This is a genomic window from Pseudobutyrivibrio sp. ACV-2, assembly GCF_900107545.1.
Classification (GTDB): domain Bacteria; phylum Bacillota; class Clostridia; order Lachnospirales; family Lachnospiraceae; genus Pseudobutyrivibrio.
This window is the reverse complement of the sequence record NZ_FNQZ01000011.1, coordinates 1-18681: the sequence shown is the minus strand read 5'-3', so window position 1 is coordinate 18681 and position 18681 is coordinate 1. Positions and strand designations below refer to the sequence as shown.

General features: G+C 38.5%; 18 protein-coding genes and 3 pseudogenes. 20 read left to right on the top strand and 1 reads right to left on the bottom strand.

The window, feature by feature from the left end; all coding sequences use genetic code 11:
• Positions 1–22 precede the first annotated feature (22 nt).
• The 20 genes and pseudogenes from BLV53_RS11830 (at position 23) to BLV53_RS11735 (ending at position 17994) form a co-directional block, all read left to right on the top strand.
• A complete protein-coding gene (locus tag BLV53_RS11830; protein ID WP_028236229.1) occupies positions 23–1225 on the top strand; it encodes an MFS transporter in 1203 nt (400 codons plus the stop codon).
• A gap of 123 nt (positions 1226–1348) precedes the next feature.
• Positions 1349–2392, top strand: coding sequence for a DUF5688 family protein (locus BLV53_RS11825; protein ID WP_207646237.1), 1044 nt, complete (start codon positions 1349–1351; stop codon positions 2390–2392).
• 127 nt (positions 2393–2519) lie between these two features.
• Entirely contained in the window at positions 2520–3449 is a 930-nt protein-coding gene (locus BLV53_RS11820) for a DUF6017 domain-containing protein (RefSeq protein ID WP_090301112.1), read from the top strand.
• A 9-nt stretch (positions 3450–3458) separates the two neighbouring features.
• Positions 3459–4283: a ParA family protein gene (locus BLV53_RS11815; protein ID WP_090301110.1), complete on the top strand. Its 825-nt coding sequence runs from the start codon at positions 3459–3461 to the stop codon at positions 4281–4283.
• A complete protein-coding gene (locus BLV53_RS11810; RefSeq protein ID WP_090301108.1) occupies positions 4240–5172 on the top strand; it encodes a ParB/RepB/Spo0J family partition protein in 933 nt (310 codons plus the stop codon). Before BLV53_RS11815 ends, BLV53_RS11810 begins: the two co-directional genes overlap by 44 nt.
• A gap of 11 nt (positions 5173–5183) precedes the next feature.
• Complete coding sequence (locus BLV53_RS11805) at positions 5184–5663, top strand: PcfB family protein (RefSeq protein WP_090301106.1); 480 nt, start codon at positions 5184–5186, stop codon at positions 5661–5663.
• A pseudogene (locus BLV53_RS11800) lies at positions 5660–6616 on the top strand (type IV secretory system conjugative DNA transfer family protein); the annotation flags it as partial. The gene BLV53_RS11805 and the pseudogene BLV53_RS11800, both read left to right, overlap by 4 nt.
• Before the next feature lie 63 nt (positions 6617–6679).
• Positions 6680–8548 (top strand): recombinase family protein, encoded by a 1869-nt coding sequence (locus BLV53_RS11795; protein WP_090301102.1) that lies wholly within the window; start codon positions 6680–6682, stop codon positions 8546–8548.
• Between the two features lie 425 nt (positions 8549–8973).
• Positions 8974–9249: a hypothetical protein gene (locus BLV53_RS11790; RefSeq protein ID WP_090301099.1), complete on the top strand. Its 276-nt coding sequence runs from the start codon at positions 8974–8976 to the stop codon at positions 9247–9249.
• A gap of 47 nt (positions 9250–9296) precedes the next feature.
• Positions 9297–9518, top strand: a complete 222-nt coding sequence (locus tag BLV53_RS11785; protein ID WP_090301098.1) for a hypothetical protein — start codon at positions 9297–9299, stop codon at positions 9516–9518.
• Complete coding sequence (locus BLV53_RS11780) at positions 9505–10428, top strand: DNA-methyltransferase (RefSeq protein WP_090301096.1); 924 nt, start codon at positions 9505–9507, stop codon at positions 10426–10428. Before BLV53_RS11785 ends, BLV53_RS11780 begins: the two co-directional genes overlap by 14 nt.
• A 19-nt stretch (positions 10429–10447) precedes the next feature.
• Positions 10448–11278 (top strand): EcoRI family type II restriction endonuclease, encoded by an 831-nt coding sequence (locus BLV53_RS11775; protein ID WP_207646236.1) that lies wholly within the window; start codon positions 10448–10450, stop codon positions 11276–11278.
• A gap of 16 nt (positions 11279–11294) precedes the next feature.
• The gene (locus BLV53_RS11770) at positions 11295–12212 is read left to right on the top strand and encodes an adenine-specific methyltransferase EcoRI family protein (protein WP_090301094.1); all 918 of its coding nucleotides are present in this window, start codon (positions 11295–11297) and stop codon (positions 12210–12212) included.
• Positions 12213–12302: 90 nt separating this feature from the next.
• Positions 12303–12647 (top strand): hypothetical protein, encoded by a 345-nt coding sequence (locus BLV53_RS11765; protein WP_090301092.1) that lies wholly within the window; start codon positions 12303–12305, stop codon positions 12645–12647.
• A 247-nt stretch (positions 12648–12894) separates the two neighbouring features.
• Positions 12895–14169 carry a MobA/MobL family protein gene (locus BLV53_RS11760; RefSeq protein WP_090301090.1) on the top strand — a complete coding sequence of 425 codons (1275 nt, stop codon included), beginning with the start codon at positions 12895–12897 and terminating at the stop codon, positions 14167–14169.
• A gap of 33 nt (positions 14170–14202) precedes the next feature.
• Positions 14203–14340: a hypothetical protein gene (locus BLV53_RS11755; RefSeq protein ID WP_090301088.1), complete on the top strand. Its 138-nt coding sequence runs from the start codon at positions 14203–14205 to the stop codon at positions 14338–14340.
• Positions 14341–14359: 19 nt separating this feature from the next.
• Positions 14360–15166, top strand: a pseudogene (locus BLV53_RS11750) (VirD4-like conjugal transfer protein, CD1115 family); the annotation flags it as partial.
• A gap of 63 nt (positions 15167–15229) precedes the next feature.
• The gene (locus BLV53_RS11745) at positions 15230–15982 is read left to right on the top strand and encodes a hypothetical protein (protein WP_090301086.1); all 753 of its coding nucleotides are present in this window, start codon (positions 15230–15232) and stop codon (positions 15980–15982) included.
• Between the two features lie 135 nt (positions 15983–16117).
• Positions 16118–17458, top strand: coding sequence for a M48 family metallopeptidase (locus tag BLV53_RS11740; protein ID WP_170830840.1), 1341 nt, complete (start codon positions 16118–16120; stop codon positions 17456–17458).
• Positions 17459–17490: 32 nt separating this feature from the next.
• Positions 17491–17994 (top strand): hypothetical protein, encoded by a 504-nt coding sequence (locus BLV53_RS11735; protein ID WP_090301082.1) that lies wholly within the window; start codon positions 17491–17493, stop codon positions 17992–17994.
• 294 nt (positions 17995–18288) lie between these two features.
• Here the strand turns inward: BLV53_RS11735 and BLV53_RS11730 are convergent.
• A pseudogene (locus tag BLV53_RS11730) lies at positions 18289–18681 on the bottom strand (ISNCY family transposase); the annotation flags it as partial.

The window sequence follows — 18681 nt, the reverse complement described above, 5'->3', positions numbered from 1 at the left end:
ATCGGGATTAGTGGAGTAGAACATGGATAAAAAAAAGGCTTTGTCTGGCGCCATAACATTTATAACCCTGATGGGAATCGTAAGTCTGTTTTCGGACATGACTCATGAAGGCGCAAGAAGCATATTGGGCGAATATCTGAACCTCGCAGGGGCATCCGCTGCAACCATCGGATTTGTGTCCGGTATAGGAGAATTGTGCGGGTATTCACTAAGGCTCATATCCGGATTTATAGCAGATAAAACGAAGAAATACTGGACATTTGTTATCACAGGCTATGTAATACAGGCTCTGGCGATTCCTGCACTGGCACTCGTACCTGAACATGGCTGGATTTGGGCCTGCGGTCTTGTGATCCTGGAGCGTATCGGAAAAGCGATAAAAAAGCCTGCCAAAAACACATTGGTAAGCTTTGCGGCAAGCGAAATCGGAACCGGAAAAGGCTTTGCCTATCAGGAGTTTCTGGATCAGCTTGGCGCGTTTCTCGGACCTGTACTGCTTTTTGTAACAGCTCTTGTAAAAGGTATAGACGACCTTTTTACAACGTATAGGATCTCTTTTGCGATACTGCTTGTTCCTGCAATGATCACCATAGCTCTTGTTTTGGCAGCAAAGATAAGATACCCTGATCCGGAGATCTTTGAAAAGCAGGAAGATAAACCGGCAAGCTTTGAATTCAGGAAGTCATTTGTTCTGTTCATGGCGGCCATCTGCTTTTTTGCTTTTGGCTTTGCAGACTTCACCCTGATCACACTTCATTCGGCTAATACCGGAGCATTTAATGAATCCATGCTCAGTCTGCTATATGCTGGGGCAATGGCTGTGGATGCCTTTGCTGCACTATTCTTTGGCTGGCTTTATGATAAGGTCGGGCTGAAGGCTCTGATCATTTCCACACTATGCAGCACATTCTTCTCATGTTTTGTTTTTATGACTGGAAATGCCTGGTTGATCGGAGCTGGGATAATTCTGTGGGGGATTGGAATGGGGGCGCAGGAAAGTATTATGAAAGCAGCTGTCAGCGGAATCGTCCCGCGTTCCATGCGAAGCACCGGTTTCGGAATATTTGAGACAGGATTTGGTATTGCGTGGTTTCTGGGCAGTTGGCTTCTCGGTGCCCTGTATGATTTGAATCCTGTGTATCTTGTCACTGTGTCTGTGGTATCACAGTTTCTGGCGATTGCATTTTATGCTTTATGCCTCCGGTGCAATAAGACAGAGTGCTAACAATTCAAATTTGTCGCCCTAATTGAATATTGAACGTTACATAGCAGTTATCTCAATCGAGGTAGCTGCTTTTTTTGTGCTCATTTTGAGCAGTAACTATTCACTATTCAAAGGAGGTAGACAATGGACTACGAGAAATTCAAACAGGACATGGAGCAGGATGTGCTAAAGAATCTTGCAAACAGGGGAATCGAAGCAGAGACCGATGTTCAGCATATTGATAAGTTGAACGATGGGTATGATGCTTTGACAGTGAAGGCACCGGGAAGTGTGATTGGTGTAAATATCAATCTCAGCAGTGCTTTTGCAGCGTATGAGGATGGAAAGGATTATATCGATATCGTGGAGAGAGCTTCTGATCAGGCTGCGAAGGGAATCACAGAATCGAAGAGCTTTGATATCGATAAGGTCAATGATTATGACCAGATGAAACAGACGCTTTCCATGGAAGTGGTATCGGCAGAGAGAAATGCTGACATGCTTCAGAAGGTTCCGCACAAGAACATCGAAGACATGGCGGTAGTATATCGCTTTGTTTTAGATACTTCGGATGAGGGAAGAGCCAGCATTCTGGTGACAAACCAGCTTTTGGATTCCTATGGTATCACAGCAGATCAGCTTCATGAAGATGCCATGACAATCGCTCCGGAACTTCGTCCAGCAGTGATCAAGACCATGTCTGAGACATTGCAGGAAATGATGGGAGACGAGGCCTTTATGATGATGGGCATGCCGATTGCCCCACCAGAGAATGAGCCTCTTTTTGTAGCCACAGTTCCAGATAAGGTGCAGGGAGCTAGTGTACTTGCTTACCAGGATTTCATGGAACAGGCGGCTGAGAGGGTTGGCGGTGACTTTTATGTTTTACCATCATCAATCCATGAAATTCTCTTAGTAAGAGACGATGGAAGCATGAATCGTGCTGACTTGGAAGATATGGTTCGCACAGTAAATGCTACCGAGGTTCAGCCGGAAGATATCCTCACAGATAGTGTTTATCACTATGATTCCAAGGATAAGGTCTTCGAACTGGCTGAGAAGTTCGAGGAGCGTACCGCCGCAAAGCAGCGTGAATCAGCTCTTGATAAGCTTGCTGATAAGAAGCGTGAAGCTCCAATTCATGAAAGTGTCACTCGTCCTCATGACCGTGGTGGCGAGGCGTTGTAATGAATAAAAAGACAGGCAAGAAGCCCTCTGCCTGTAGAGGATGTCCTTACGGGAAGCATCAGCCATGCATCGGCTGGTGCACCCGTAAAATCCTAGAAGAGATGAGATTATTAAAGGAGAAGAAAAGATGACGTTTGATTATTTCTATGGCCGCGAAAGCGACCTTTTTTCATTTGTACGAATTCCCAAGCTCCTGTTTAAGGAAGAACGTCTAAAGCGTCTGTCATCAGATGCCAAGATTCTGTACGGACTTCTCCTGGACCGTATGAGTTTATCCGCAAAAAACGGTTGGCAGGATGATGATGGCAGAGTGTATATCATCTACACCATCGATGAAGTGCAGGATGATCTAGGATGTGCCAACAAGAAGGCTGTAAATATCCTCGCAGAACTTGAAGATATCGGGCTTATCGAAAAGAAACGTCAGGGTTTAACCAAGCCAAATCTCATCTATGTAAAGAACTTTTCATCTGAAGTGTTAAAAGAACATTTCCAGAAATGTCAAAATGACACTTCAGGAAATGTGGAATTGACAGGTCAAGAAGTGTCAAAAGGACGAACAAATAATACTGATAATAACAATACTGATTTTAGTAATACTGATTCTATTCCATTCCATTCTGACCGGATACGGCTCTATCGTGAGTCACCCCAGGAAAATGGAATGGAAGGGAATGGAAATGATGCATTACAGATTCGTAAAAAATATCAGAATTATGTGGCTGAGAACATCAGCCTGGAGATTTTAAAAGAGCGATATCCATATCAACGAGAACTGCTAGATCAATTAGCAGAGCTGATGGTGGATGTCCTTTGTTCGACCAAGGATCACATCTGTGTTGGAAAAGAGGACAAACCGGCACCGATAGTGAAGGCACAGTTTATGAAGATTAATTCCATGCATATCGAGTACGTGTTAGAAGGGCTTCAGAAGAACACGACTCTCGTTCGTAATACCAGGCAGTATCTGATTACGACGCTTTATAATGCGCCGCTGACGATAGATGCCCATTACGATACGCTTTTTAACCATGACAGAGCAAATGGATTGATTTAGGAGGAGAAAATGAGTAAGTCACAGGTGATTGCACTTGTTAATCAAAAAGGAGGTACCGGGAAGACACAAAGCACAGAAAATCTTGGTGTTGGGCTAGCTTCTGAAGGAAAGAAGGTTTTGCTTGTGGATATGGATCCGCAGGGTTCACTTACCATCAGCCTTGGACATCCAAAAGCAGATGAGCTTCCTGTTACCGTGGCGGACATTATGGCGAAGGTTCTTCGGGAAGAGCCAATCGCTCCGGGAGAAGGGATTCTTCATCATCCGGAAGGTGTGGATTTGATGCCAGCCAACATTTCTTTATCAGGAATGGAGGTATCCCTTGTAAATGTCATGAGCCGAGAACAAGTGCTAAAGGAATACATTGATTCCATAAAAGGCAATTACGATTATGTGCTGATTGACTGCATGCCATCTCTTGGGATGCTTACCGTAAATGCGTTGGCTGCAGCGGACAGATTAGTGATTCCGGTTCAGGCTCAGTACCTTTCAGCCAAAGGTTTAGAGCAGCTGCTTCAGACAGTAAACAAGGTTAGGCGACAGATAAATCCGAAGCTAAAGATTGATGGCATTCTGTTAACTATGGTAGATGGCAGAACAAATTATGCAAAGGATATCAGCAACCTGATTCGTGATACCTACGGTAGCAAGCTGAAGGTTTATAAGACAGAGATTCCACATTCCGTCAGGGCTGCAGAAATCAGTGCAGAAGGAAAAAGTATCTTTGCTCATGATCCAAAAGGGAAGGTAGCAGAAGCCTATAAGAATTTAACAAAGGAGGTGCTGAAGAATGAAGAAAGAGCGCTCAAACATTCAGCTGAGCAGTTACGATGATATTTTTGGAAATGATGCATCGGCTGATAAGGCAGGGGCCGTGAATGGTGATACGGTGGTTGATATTCCACTAGATGAATTGCATCCCTTTCGGAACCATCCCTTTAAAGTTCGTGATGATGCTGATATGGAAAAAACAGTGGAGTCCATTCAAGAGTTTGGTGTATTGCAACCAGCTATTGTTCGACCAGACCGCGATGGAGGCTATGAAATCCTGTCAGGACATCGAAGACATCATGCATGTGAAATAGCAGGGCTTCAGACACTTCCTTGTATTGTTAGAGATTTAGATGATGATGCAGCTACGATTTTGATGGTTGATTCGAATTTGCAAAGGGAAGAGATACTGCCAAGTGAGAGAGCTTTTGCTTTTAAGATGAAGTTGGATGCGATGAAACATCAGGGCGAACGAAGAGATTTAACCTCGGCCCAAGTTGGGCCGAAGTTAGCTACTGAAAGAATAGGAGAAGAATCAGGATTATCTAGAAACAGTGTTAAAAGATTTATTCGACTCACTTATCTCGACCCTGAGCTTCTCCAATTAGTAGATGATAAACTGATGGGCTTTAATCCAGCCTACGAGATTTCCTTTTTGAACCCAGAACAGCAAAAAGACCTTCTCTCAGCTATTGATTATGCGCAGGCAATTCCTTCTTTATCACAGGCCCAGCGAATTAAAAAGCTAGCATTGAATGGTGAGATTACTCAGGAAGGAATGAACATTATTCTTTCTGAAGAAAAGAAACAGGACTTGGATCGAGTTACTTTAAAACATGACACTTTAAAGAAGTATTTTCCGAAGTCTTATACACCAAAGCAGATGGAAGATACCATTATCAAGCTACTTGATCAATGGCAGAAGAAACGTAATAGAGATATGGAACGTTAGGAGGTGATTCTATGCAGGAAGAGATTGAAGAGAAAACTGTCCGACTTGCGATTACTACCACAAAGCTTTCTGTTAGATCATTCATTGCTGGAGTGAAAGCTTACTTGAGACATCGGCAGAAAAAGCAGCTGGCAGCTATTGATGAACATATCCAGGGCAAGCAATCTATCGATGAGCTAGTAAAGCAGTATCAGGGAGTAACCAGCATGGTAGTCGGCGATGAAGGGCTTCGTACTTTTGAGCGTATTGCAAAGAAGTATGGTGTAGACTTCGCCGTTATGAAGGATACTTCTGAGAAGCCACCGGTGTTTACGGCTTTTTTTAAAGCCAGAGATACCGATGCCATGGAAGCTGTGGTGAACGAATACAGCAAGAAGATGGTAAAGAAGCAGGAGCGACCAAGTGTGCTTGCGAAGCTTCATAAGTTTATTGAGATTGCAAAGAAACAACCAAACAAGGCAAAGAATAGAACACAGGAGATGACGCGATGACCAAAAAGCAGAAACGACTGATCCTGTTAAACATCCCGTATGTGCTTATGGGATTATTTGCAACAAATCTAGGAGAGGCTTGGAGAATATCGCAGACAATTGATGCGGTAAATGAAGTGGGAGCTCTAGCGCAGGCATTTCCAATAGCTATGGCGAATTTCCTGCCAAGCCTGCATCCCTTTGATTTGATGGTCGGTATTGCTTTTGGTATTGGAATGAAGGTTGTTGTTTATGTAAGAGGTAAAAATGCTAAGAAATACCGCCATGGTGCAGAATATGGAACAGCACGATGGGGTACAGCGCAGGACATTGAGCCTTATATGGCTCCAAATTTTAAGGATAATATCATCCTTACCCAAACCGAGCGACTGATGATGAGCAGCCGCCCGAAGAAACCAAAGTATGCAAGAAATAAGAATGTACTTGTAACCGGTGGCTCTGGATCAGGTAAGACCAGGTTTTTCCTGCTTCCGAATCTATTGCAGATGCATTCAAGTTATGTTGTCACAGATCCAAAAGGTGACGTGGTGATCAAAGCTGGTAAGACTCTTTTGAAGCATGGATACAGATTGAAAATCTTTAATACCATCAACTTCAAAAAGAGCATGCACTACAACCCATTTGCCTACATTCATTCAGAAAAGGACATCTTAAAACTGGTGAATACTCTTATCGCAAATACGAAGGGGGATGGCAAAGCAGGAGATGAATTTTGGACGAAGGCCGAGACTCTTCTTTATTGTGCACTGTTTGGATATATCCATTATGAGGCGCCAGAGGAAGAGCAGAACTTTAATACGCTACTAGAATTTCTGAATGCTTCAGAGGTTCGCGAGGATGATGAGGATTATGAAAATCCAGTAGATATGATGTTTCATGATCTGGAAAAGAAGAGTCCAAATCACTTTGCAGTAAGGCAATATAAGAAGTACAAGCTGGCGGCGGGTGTGACAACATCTATTTAGTAACGTATATCGTTACAGTTACATAAAAATAGATGTTGAAAGGAGCCGCAAATGAAGAATATTCATAGATACACCGCATTGTATGAGCGTTTAAGTCATGATGATGAACTACAAGGCGAATCTAATTCTATATCAAACCAAAAGCAACTTTTAATGGAGTATGCAGTATCTCATCAACTTCCCGAACCAAGACATTTTTATGATGATGGTATTTCTGGAACACGTTTCGATAGACCCGCATTTCTTGAAATGATAAAGGAGATTGAAGAGGGCAACATAGGAACAGTTCTAGTAAAGGACATGAGCCGATTGGGACGTGACTATCTGAAAGTAGGACAGATAGTGGAAATGTTTAGGCAAAAGAACGTAAGACTCATAGCGGTAAATGATGGAACAGATACCCTTTATGGGGATGATGATTTTTTACCATTCAGAAACATCATGAACGAGTGGTATGCGAAAGATACAAGCAAAAAGATTAGGTCTACATTTAAGGCAAAAGGGGATTCTGGAAAGCACGTAGCAAGTGCGCCGCCTTATGGCTATAAGAAAGACCCAGAAGATAACAACCAATGGATTGTTGATGAAGAAGCTGCAGAGGTTGTTCGTAGAATTTTTAAGCTAACACTTGAGGGAAAAGGTCCATATCAGATATGCAAGATTCTTGAAGCAGATAAGATAGAAATCCCCGCATATCATCAAGCAAAAATCGGTATGGGATTATGGCAATCAAGAGAAATTCTTTACCCATACAGATGGAACAGTTCAACAGTAGCAAGTATTCTAACCAAGAAAGAATACTTAGGACATACAGTTAATTTCAAAACCAGAAAGCATTTCAAAGATAAGAAAAGCCATTATGTTCCACAGAAGTATTGGCAGATATTTGAGAATACGCAAGAGCCGATAGTTGATGAAGAGACATTTAATAATGCACAGAAATGTAGAAAAGGCATTAAGCGATATCCTAACGGATGGGGCGAAGCACATCCGCTTGATGGGAAAATGCGTTGCTTTGATTGTGGTGGCTTGATGTATTGTCACAGAACATCAAACGGAAAGCGAATAGCTAATTTTGTGTGTGCTAATTATGGCAAAGCTCCCGTAGGTAGCAAGTGCTCTTCTGGTCACAGAATCAATGCTGATGCGGTAATTGATATTTTGCGAGATACACTCCGGTATCTTAAATCTATGATTGAAGATGATCCGAAGCTTTTTGTTGAACAGATAACACAAGTTGAATCCGACAACAGAGATGCAGAGATTAAGAAAAAGCAAGATAGATTGAAGGTCTGTAAGAAAAGGATTGATGATTTAGAAAAGCTGATTTGTAAAATCTATGAGGACAATGCTTTGGGGAAGATGCCAGAGAGCAGATACGACACTTTGATATCTAAGTATTCAAAAGAGCAGAGCTCATTGAAAGCAGAGTGTGAAGTTATCGAGGAAGATTTAGCAGAGATTGAAGCTAACAGACACAATGGAAAGAACTTTGTAAATCTTATGGCAAGGTACAATAACTTTGATGAAATCACACCTTTTATGGTTAGCGAATTCATAGATAGAATCGAGGTTCATGAGCGAGATAGAAAAGGTTCACAACAGACAACTCAGAAGATAGATATCTATTTCAATTTTATCGGTAATTACTGTATGCCGACACCGGAATTAACACCAGAAGAGATAGAAGAGCGTAATCGTATTGAAGCTATAAAAGACAAGCGACATAAACAGTATCTAGACAGAAAGGAAAAGCAGAAAGCATATGAAAGGGCATACGAACCTAAGAGAAAAGCTAGGTTGAAAGCGTTAAAAGAGCAGAATCCCGATACCTTTGGTATTCCTGCAGAGCAATACGACAAGGAACATTATTCGAGAGACAGTGTTGTTCTTGCTAATTCTGAGGAAGCAGATTTTTAGCCAATTTATTAAAAGTTAATACAGTAACTATCGAGAAGATAGAAAGTCTAAAGGCGCTAGTGGAGAAGAATCTATTAGTGCTTTTTTATTTTCTAGAATCACAGTAATTAACATGGAGTGGTTTTCCTTCTCCTTCCTTCCCTTCCTTCTTCCCCTAGAAAGAAGAGAAAAGAAAGTAGCAAAGAAAAAGAGAAGAAAGATATACCCTATTATCTATGCTATCTATTCTTTTCCATTCCCTTCCATTCCGATTTTATCAGTTCTCCAGATAAGAAGAGATTGATATTACTCAAGTCAGTATTATTAAGCTTATTATTACTTGGTGGTGATTTTCACCACTCCGGACTAATGATTTTCATTACACAGGAGTAATGATTTTCACCACTCTGGACTAATGATTTTGTTATTGAAAGGCGGTGAGCTTTATGAGCAAGTTATCAAAATATGAGCAAGAAACAATAATCAATTTTAATGTTGCTGAGTCTGATGCAGTAGTTTATACCCGAGATAAAGCCGTTATGAGAAAACTTGATGCATTAGTTAACGAGTTCCCAGAGGTTTATAAGTGCTTGAAGGTAACTGATATCGACAAGACATATTCAATGCCAAAAAAGTACGTTAGTTATCGTAAGCCAAGGAAGATATCCGAGAAATTGAAAGAGCAACGAAGGGAACATATGAAAAGAATAAATCATCATTGAATTTGTTCCGAGAATGGAATATAATAAAAAATCGTGGAGGGCATATTATGGAATATGTAACTGCAAATGAAATGGCTGAAAAATGGAATATATCTAGTAGAAGAATACGAATCCTCTGTAATGAAGGAAGAGTTGATGGTGCTATTCAAAAGGGCAATCTATGGTTAATTCCTGATACAGCTAAAAAGCCACAAGAATTTAGAAGAGGAAGAAAAAGATTGTTGGCTCAAGAAAATAAGAAGGTTGGAGCATATAATGGCAATTCATAATAAATCACATCAGAATCATGCTCTATTATCTTTAAATAAGCAAAGAAGAGACAATAGTTTGAAAAAAAAAATAGAATCAGATTTCATAAAACCTGAAAATGTTAAGATTCTTCATGCTATTGAGGATTGTTATGAGTTCCTAAAAAAAGTACCAGATAATTCTGTACAGTTGATTTGTGTTGACCCACCTTACAATCTTGAATTAGCGGGATGGGATATATATGACAATTATATTGAATGGGCATCAAAGTGGATTGATGAAGCGTATAGAGTGCTATCACCTAATGGTAGCATGGTGATTTTTGGTGGAATGCAGTTTAGAGATATAAAGTCAGGAGACTTGATAGAAATAATTCATTATATTCGTTATAATACGAAATTTAAGCTTATAAATACTATTATTTGGCATTATAAAAATGGAATGTCGGCACATAGATTTTTTGCTAATAGACATGAAGAGGCGATATGGCTTACAAAAACAAATGATTATTATTTTGATTTAGATTCTGTAAGGATTCCGTATTCACCAGAAGATTTAGCACTAGCATTAAAGGACAAAAGATTAAATCCAGAAAACACCAAAAAAGGAAAGAATCCTACTAATGTTTGGGAAATCGGAAGATTAAATGGTAATAGCAAAGAACGAGTGGGGCATCCTACGCAAAAGCCAGTAAAAATAATAGAAAGATTTGTAAAGGCATTATCGTATCCAGGCTCTACTGTTTTAGATTTTTTTGCAGGCAGTGGAACGATAGGAAGAGTCTGTATAAATGAAGGGCGAAATTGCATGATGTGCGATAGTGATAAACAATCTCTTGAATATTTTAATAAGCATATCGAACAGATGAAGATACTAGGGCAAAATACAAATTATGTGTCCGTTAAAACTATAGAAGAATTTTTTAATTAAGTATTTGGAGGAAAGAATAATGAAAAAAGGACAATCAAACAGATTATCAGTACAGCAAATTGAAGGACAGGGACCTGTTTCAATCTTCCATGAGGATGCGTTGGTTCATGATAAGGAAGTCTATAATACTTCTACTATAACAATGAAAAAGTTGAGAGAAGAGTTTCCTACTTTAAATTTTAGATACAGAAAAGACCTTCCTAAAAAAGAAATAAATGCCGCTTTAAAGAAAGTTGATAACTATTTGGGACAAACATTATTTGTTGAAAATGCACGAATCATACCAGATGGTGGATTGATTGAGGTTCAGGATGATAATGGTGATTGGAGGGTTGTTTTAGTATCTGAGGCTAAGCATCAAGGTAAAGATATTGAAAACATCTCAAAAGGAATTCTCGTAGGAAAAAACAAAGACCAAGATACGATGGTGGCTGGTAATGCAATAGAAAGAGCTCACAAAAATATTAGTGAAATTGCGAATTTTATGTTAGCTGAGAAGCATTTTCCATATATTCTTTTCTTAGAAGGTTCTAATTTTTTGACAGAAGATGTAACTATTACTAGACCAGATGGACGAATTGTTACACTTACTTATAATGCAGGAGATTTAAATAGGCTTGACAGACTTACTGCATCAAATTATGGAATGCCAATTAATACAAATCTTTGCGAGAATAAGTATGTAAAATGTAACGATACAACAATCATGCTACAAGCAGCGTCAATTTACACGAAGGGTGAAGGCGGGCATTGGAATGATGATGATATGATCAAGGTAATGTTGGATGTTGCTAAAACATCTATAAAAGTTTTGAGTAAGGATTTGTTTGAACAAATCACAAAAAAATAAGGAGAAATTTGTTTTAATGAAAAAAAGAGTTGTAGACCATGCTTTATTAGATAATGCAAAGGCAAATAAAAAAGATGAATTTTATACTCAATTAGTGGATATAGAAAAAGAAATGGTTTATTACACAAAGCATTTTAAAGATAAAATTATTTATTGCAATTGTGATGACCCAGAGGTTTCTAATTTCTGGAAATATTTTTATGATAATTTTGAAGAACTTGGACTAAAAGAACTATTTGCCACTTATTATGGGGATGATGCTTGCTTTTGCAGATATAATGGAAAAGACATGATAAGAGAACCATTAGTTGGTAATGGAGACTTTAGAAGTGAAGAATGTGAAGAAATCCTTAAACAATGTGATATTGTAATTACTAATCCACCATTTTCACTATTTAGAGAGTTTGTTGGGCAGATTGATAAAAATGGAAAAGACTTTTTGGTTATTAGCAACATTAATGCTATCACTTATAAAGAAATATTTGCTCTTATTCAAGCAAATAAAGCGTGGTTAGGTGTAGGTTTTGGACGAGGAATTTCAGGTTTTATTGTTCCAGAGGATTATGATTTATACGGAACAGAAACGAAAGTTTTGGAAAATGGAGATAGAATAGTTTCACCTAATAATTGTATGTGGCTAACGTCACTTGATAATGATAAAAGACATCAGCCAATAAATCTGGTCAAAACATATAAAGGAAATGAAGAACATTATCCTAATTATGATAATTACGATGGAATTAATGTAAATAAAACACAAGACATTCCTGCTGATTATATGGGGGCTATGGGAGTTCCTATTACTTTTTTAAATAAGTTTGATCCAGACCAATTTGAGATTATTAAATTTAGAAAAGGTGATGATGAAAAAGATTTGAGGATTAATGGTAAAACACCATATTTTCGAATCCTTATTAAGCGTAAATTAGCATAGTTTGAATATCAATAAAAGATAGATGGTAAGAAATCAACTAATGGTTTCTGCCATCTTTTTTTATATCAATTTTTAAGGAGGAACAAGAAAATGATTAACACAGAAATCACAACAACAAAAGGAATTGAGCAAGCCCAGAAACAGATGGAGCAAGCAAAAAATCGATTGGCTATGGAGAAGAAAAAAGCTAATGAGGAACGGAGAAAACGAGAGAATCATCATAAGTACATGATGGGCGGTGTCATTCACAAATACTTTCCGGAGTGCTACTGCTTTGAAGAATCAGAAATTGATGAAATTATCAGAGCTGCGTTTAGAACCGGAGAAGTGCAAAAAACAATATCTGGCATTAAAGCCAGAGCTAATCAAGTCTTGTCTAGTCCTGTCGAAAGTGAGGTGAAAGCGGATGAACCTGAGAGTAACGAAAGCCGATAACGTGTGCTCACCCAACTTGTTGGGTGCGCACAGATATACCACCCTTCGGATGGTATGTGCGCTCTCCGAGGGGTCTTGCAGACGGCATTGCCCACAAAAGCCGTGGGCAAAAGGGGAAAATACCTTTCCCCTACGGAGCAAAAAACGCTCCTACCCCTTTGTGCATCCCCAGACAAGGATATCCATAATAAAATATGGCTATCCTGATCTGAGGATTTTTCGTGTGCCCAACCGTAGGTACTAGTCCATGCCGAAATGGATGAGCACACGTTTTAGCGTAGTGACGAGAGGTGGCAATAAGCATTGTTTTTGTCCCTCCGCTATTGATGCAGCTGGTTATATCAGCCGTGAAGAACTTTATAGCGAGTATGATGGGCACACATACAAGCCAGACCCTAAAGAGGATTTAGTTCACAAGGAGATTGATTTACCAGAGAATGCACCAAAGGAATATCAAGATAGAGCCGCACTTTGGAACTCAGTAGAGGCTATTGAGAAGCAACATAATGCACAGCTTTGTAGGATGTTTAAAGCTTCACTTCCAAATGATTGGACTTATGAAGTTGCGGAAGAAGTGGTTAGAAAATATGTGAAAGACAATTTTGTTTCTAAAGGTATGTGTGCAGATTGGGCAATCCATGATTCAGTTAATGAAAAAGGACAACGCAATCTGCATTTTCATTTATTGCTAACATTAAGGGCAATTGATGAAAACGGCAAGTGGATGCCAAAGCAAAAGAAAATCTATATTCTTGATAAGGACGGAAATAAAATCCGAACCAAGAAAGGTTACAAGTCTAAGACAGAGAAAACCACAGATTGGGATGAGCCAAGCAAAGCAAAAATGTGGAGAAAGAATCTCACGGAGCTTATCAATGAAACCAATGATGCATTGAAGATAAATGAACATTGGGAGCATAGGTCATTCAAAGAACTAGGCATGGAAGAACTACCAACCATTCATCTGGGAAGTCGAGCTAATGCATTGGAGAAAAAAGGCATTCATACAGAGCGAGGAGATTACAACCGCAAGGTTATGGAAATCAGAGGACTCATTGACTTTATCACAAGGACTTCTGCAAGCATTGAAAACTTCAAAGCTAAAATTAAAGATACAAGTAATGAAGTTATCGAGCTTATTGAGTCAGTTTGTAAACGTCATAAGATTTTACAGTTGCCGATTATCAGTGGTAAGTTTTTGAGGAAGGTTTCTCATAGAGAAAGACTCCAAGATCCCAACAACATGGTGGCTTTCGTAGAGTCAAAAAACATCACAACCTTTGATTCTTTGCAGGGCTACCTTGCTGAGCATGAGAAGAAATACGATAGGTTAAATAAAAAGCTCAGCAATGGCGAAGATGATCCAGAGCATATCAAGAAAGAAATTAAGTCGGAGCTTTCTGGTTTAGCTTTTGCTGAGGTTCTTGATTACAACAAGACTAACGAAGACAGAGAGCGAGCAAACGACAAGAGAACTAAAGAGCAACACAAGGTTGAGAGGAAGCATAGACAAGAGAGATAGCTATGCTTTCTCTTTTTTTTGAAAGGAGAGTTTATGGACGAGAAAAAAACTTCAAATCAAATTATAAAAACTATTGGAAAGACTACGTACATTGTGAGTCTGCATTTTAAGGACAAAGGAAAAACTTTTTCTGAAACCTTAAAAAGAGTCCTAAAAGCGGATTCAAAATAGTACACGTTACTATTGACATTTAGTCACTGGTAAGACAGCAAAATCGATTCTTGTGAGCTGCGGTGCCAGACTGGCTCCCTTTGATATTGCAGAGCTTAGAGAAATCACAAGCTACGATGAATTGGAACTGGACACCTTGGGAGATAGAAAGACAGCATTATTTCTCATTATGAGTGATACAGATGCTACCTTTAATTTCTTGATTTCCATGGTCTACAGTCAGCTTTTCAATCTGCTTTGCGAGAAGGCTGATGATGTGTACGGCGGCAGACTTCCGGTTCACGTCAGATGCCTCATTGATGAGACAGCCAATATCGGACAGATCCCGAACCTGGAGAAGCTGGTAGCAACCATACGAAGCCGTGAGATTAGTGCATGCCTGTTCCTGCAGGCGAAGTCACAGCTGAAAGCCATCTATAAGGACAACACAGATACCATCATTGGAAATATGGATTCCCAGTTGTTCCTTGGTGGTACCGAGCCAACCACGCTGAAGGATTTATCACAGTTCCTTGGAAAAGAGACCATCGACATGTATAACACCGGCGAAAGCAGGGGCAACAATCCATCCTACTCCATGAATTATCAGAAGACTGGTAAGGATCTCATGACCGTGGATGAAATCGCAGTCATGGATGGCGACAAATGCATCCTGCAGCTTCGAGGTGTACGTCCTTTTTTGTCGGACAAATATGATGTCACGCAGCATCCACTTTATAAGGAGACTGGCGAGTATGATGAGAGAAATAAGTTGGATATACAACGGTTTCTGCATCAGGGATTGAAAGTTAGACCGGGAGAGGTTTTTGATGTGGTAAAAATCTAAAAAGTACACCTCTTCAATTCGTAATTGCGATATAATGAATTACGTTGAGAAGAGGTGAGTTTTATGAGCAATGAGACATCAATAGAGCAAAAAGTTTATGAATATGAATATGAGTATTGCATGTTCATGGGCATTTCTTCATTACCGGAGTATAGAATTGAGCCGTATCATTTTGTCCCGCAAAAAACTATTGCTAAAGCTCAGGCAAGATATGATTTTTGTGCTAATCAATACGTTTTACGAGTGTGTGAAGACTTTGAGTTGAGTAGAAACACTCTTTTTCATGAATTCACACATATTTTAGACAATGAAGAAGTTGGTGGAACAGATATAGGAAATTACTTATTTTCTATTGGATATACAGAGTATCACGCAGCGCAAATTGCATTATTGGAATTGTTGGGATGTAGATCAGCTAAAGATGAAAATTTCAGATTTTCAATGAAGGTTCAATGTGCAGATTATCCTAGTGTTTCGGATTATATTTTAGATAGGCGGCAGAGGTATCTAAATGATATGAAGTCGATTATTATTCCTAATGATATGGGACTTATTAAAGATGAGTTGGGAATACTGTTTAACTATCTTGGTTTTGTTTCTGTATGTAAAATGTATGGTACTGACTATGATGAAATCGCAGATGATGAGCTTTTCTCTTTCTTTTCGATGGGGGATGGAATGAGTATAAAGAATCTAATGGTTGGTTGGCTTGATAATGAGAAAGTCAAGGAATCGATGTCTTTGTTTAAAAGGATACTATTACCTTTAATATCAGAGAAGGATAAGCGGGACTTAGCTTTCTACAATATAATTTAGTGTTGAAGTTTAAAGATATTTTAAATAAATCTTTTTCAACAATATAATGACTTTTTGCTAAGATTATACTTGGTTTTTGGTTCGCACTATATGGTGGGGGTTAGTATAAACAGGATTTTTGGGAGGAAAATAATAATGGAACTAGATTCAAATCTTTTTTTACATGAGTCAGATAGGGCTGCAATGAATACCTTAAAATCAATCCCAGGTTTTCATCAGGTAATGAAAGCGTTTATGAAAATCTGGAATGAGCAGCAATATAAGTTGATGAATATGTCAGGTAATTTAAAGCTAAGTGAAACGCAGATGGGAAAGTATTACGATATGCTTCCTCCTATTTGTGAAAAACTGGGAATTGAGGTACCTGAAGTTTATGTTACATTAGATGTTGAGTGCAATGCTGCTACATATGGTGACACAAATCCATTTATTCTGATCAATTCGGGTTTATTTGAAACAATACCTGATGAATTGATACCAACTGTGCTTGCACATGAATGTGGTCATATAGCGTGTCATCATACTTTATATAGAACTATGTATTCAATTATTGTTAAGATGGCTGCTATGAATAATAGTCTTTTAGGAAGTGTTTCTTTGTATCCTATATTAATTGCATTTTACCATTGGATGAGATGCAGTGAATATTCAGCAGATAGAGCTGCGATGATCTGTGATGGAACATCTGAAAAAACAATGGAAGTATGTATGCGTTTGGCTGGATACGACAAAGATATAAATGCTTCTGTGACACTTAATGAATTTATGAAGCAGGCTGAGGACTACAAAGCGTTGGTTAATGATTCGAAATGGAATAAAACTCTCGAATTCTTAATGCTTCAAAACGCTACTCATCCATTTACAGCAGTAAGAGCATATGAAGCGCGTGAGTGGGGAAAATCAGATAGATTTAATAATATTCTTGGGTATATTAATAGTTCTCCAGAGAATAAAGATATGTCACTACCGGTAGAAATAATTCCAGATAAAATAATTGGAAAGAACAATTCCGATATTACAACAATGCTTTTGAGCAAGGGTTTTGTAAATGTTAAGAATGAAAGACTAACAGAATGTGATAAAAAAGCGAAAGATGGAGAAATACTATCAATAGAAATAAATGGAAAGAAGGATTGTAAACAGGATTTCTATAAGAAAGATGCAGATATTGTAATTGAATTCTTTGAACCAAAGACCGCTGATGAAATCGCTGCTGAACATCCAGGAGAAATACAACCTTTGGAAGGTTATAAATATTTCCAAGGTAAGGAAACTGATATAGTAACGACTATGCTAGAAGGCGCTGGTTTTACGACCATCGAAGTAAAGGAGATGGCTATACCAAAGTTTGGATTACTTGTTAAAGAAGATACAGTAGCTAAAGTGATCATAGGAGATAATGAAAAATTTGGTGGTGAGGATTGGTTTGATCCAGAAACTGCAGTTACTATTTATTCTTATGTTTCGGTAAAATAGTTTTTAAGAAAATAGAAATATAGGTGCAAAAAATGAAAAAGGAGTTTTATCAACGCAAGATAAATGACATAATTACAAAATGTCCTATCGAGGCAGGTGTAGAGATACTTGTTTATAGGCTGTTGGATGAATGCATTGATGATACCAAGTTATCGTTAGTTGATATCAACAGAATTTGGAAAAATCAAGATGAACGATTAATAACTGACGGTGGGGTTCCTGACATAGCTGTATTATCAAATGATTTCGTGTTTAAAGATACTGATAAAGGGAAATGTTATGGTTTTGTAGAGGTGAAGTCTACTGAAATATCTTTAAGAGAAACAGAAAAATTTCTTGGTGAATCAAAGAATGTAGAACATTTTATATATACTAATGGCTTGGTTTGGAAGTATTATAAAGGTAATAAGTTAGAAAAAGAGTACAATCTTATAAAAGGAAAAAAGCTACCATATTCTATTAGTCCTGTCGAAATAGATGAACACGAGTTTATTGAACTCCAGTCATTTATTAAGACTATTAAATGGAATAATTAGCGAAATCTTATATAGGCCAATGCAGGGGATGTACAGAGAGAACTGGTCTATTAGAAATTATTAGGTAATTGCGAAACTAGCTGACGCTCGTCCGCAATCTTGATTATAAAATCGGATATTTCGCGCATAGGCGCGGAATTACTTTTGAAAGATAATTTTAGGCGCACTAAATAAGCCTGACTTATGAAGTTGGTAAGTCCTAAGCGATTAAAGGTTTCAGGCTACGGACAAATTCATGGTGGTTAATTTTATCAGCCAAAATGACAGTTACAAGCTGAGTTATTCCAGCAAGTATCAGATCAGCATGAAGAGTTTTTTCGTTTTGAGTTCTGCGTCCAGCAAGGCAAAGGTTTTCTTTGATGTGATTAATGTCTCGCTCAACCGCGGTCCTAATTTTATAAGTTGATTCCCATTCTTGGGTTCCACGAATAGCTCCTGGATAAGCTCTAAGATCTTTTTCGGGATAGATATGAATCATTCGACCGCAAGAAGATGATGTACATGGATTATCACATAGGCATTTGCGATGCGATTTCTTTGTGTTTTTATCATAGACATATTTGATTTTTGGGCATACAAACTTGAATCGAACAAGCCCATTCTTTCTGGTTGATGAACTTTCAAATTTCATTGGAAGACTATCATCATTAGGGCAACAAGGTATTCCATCTACATTTATTTTACAAT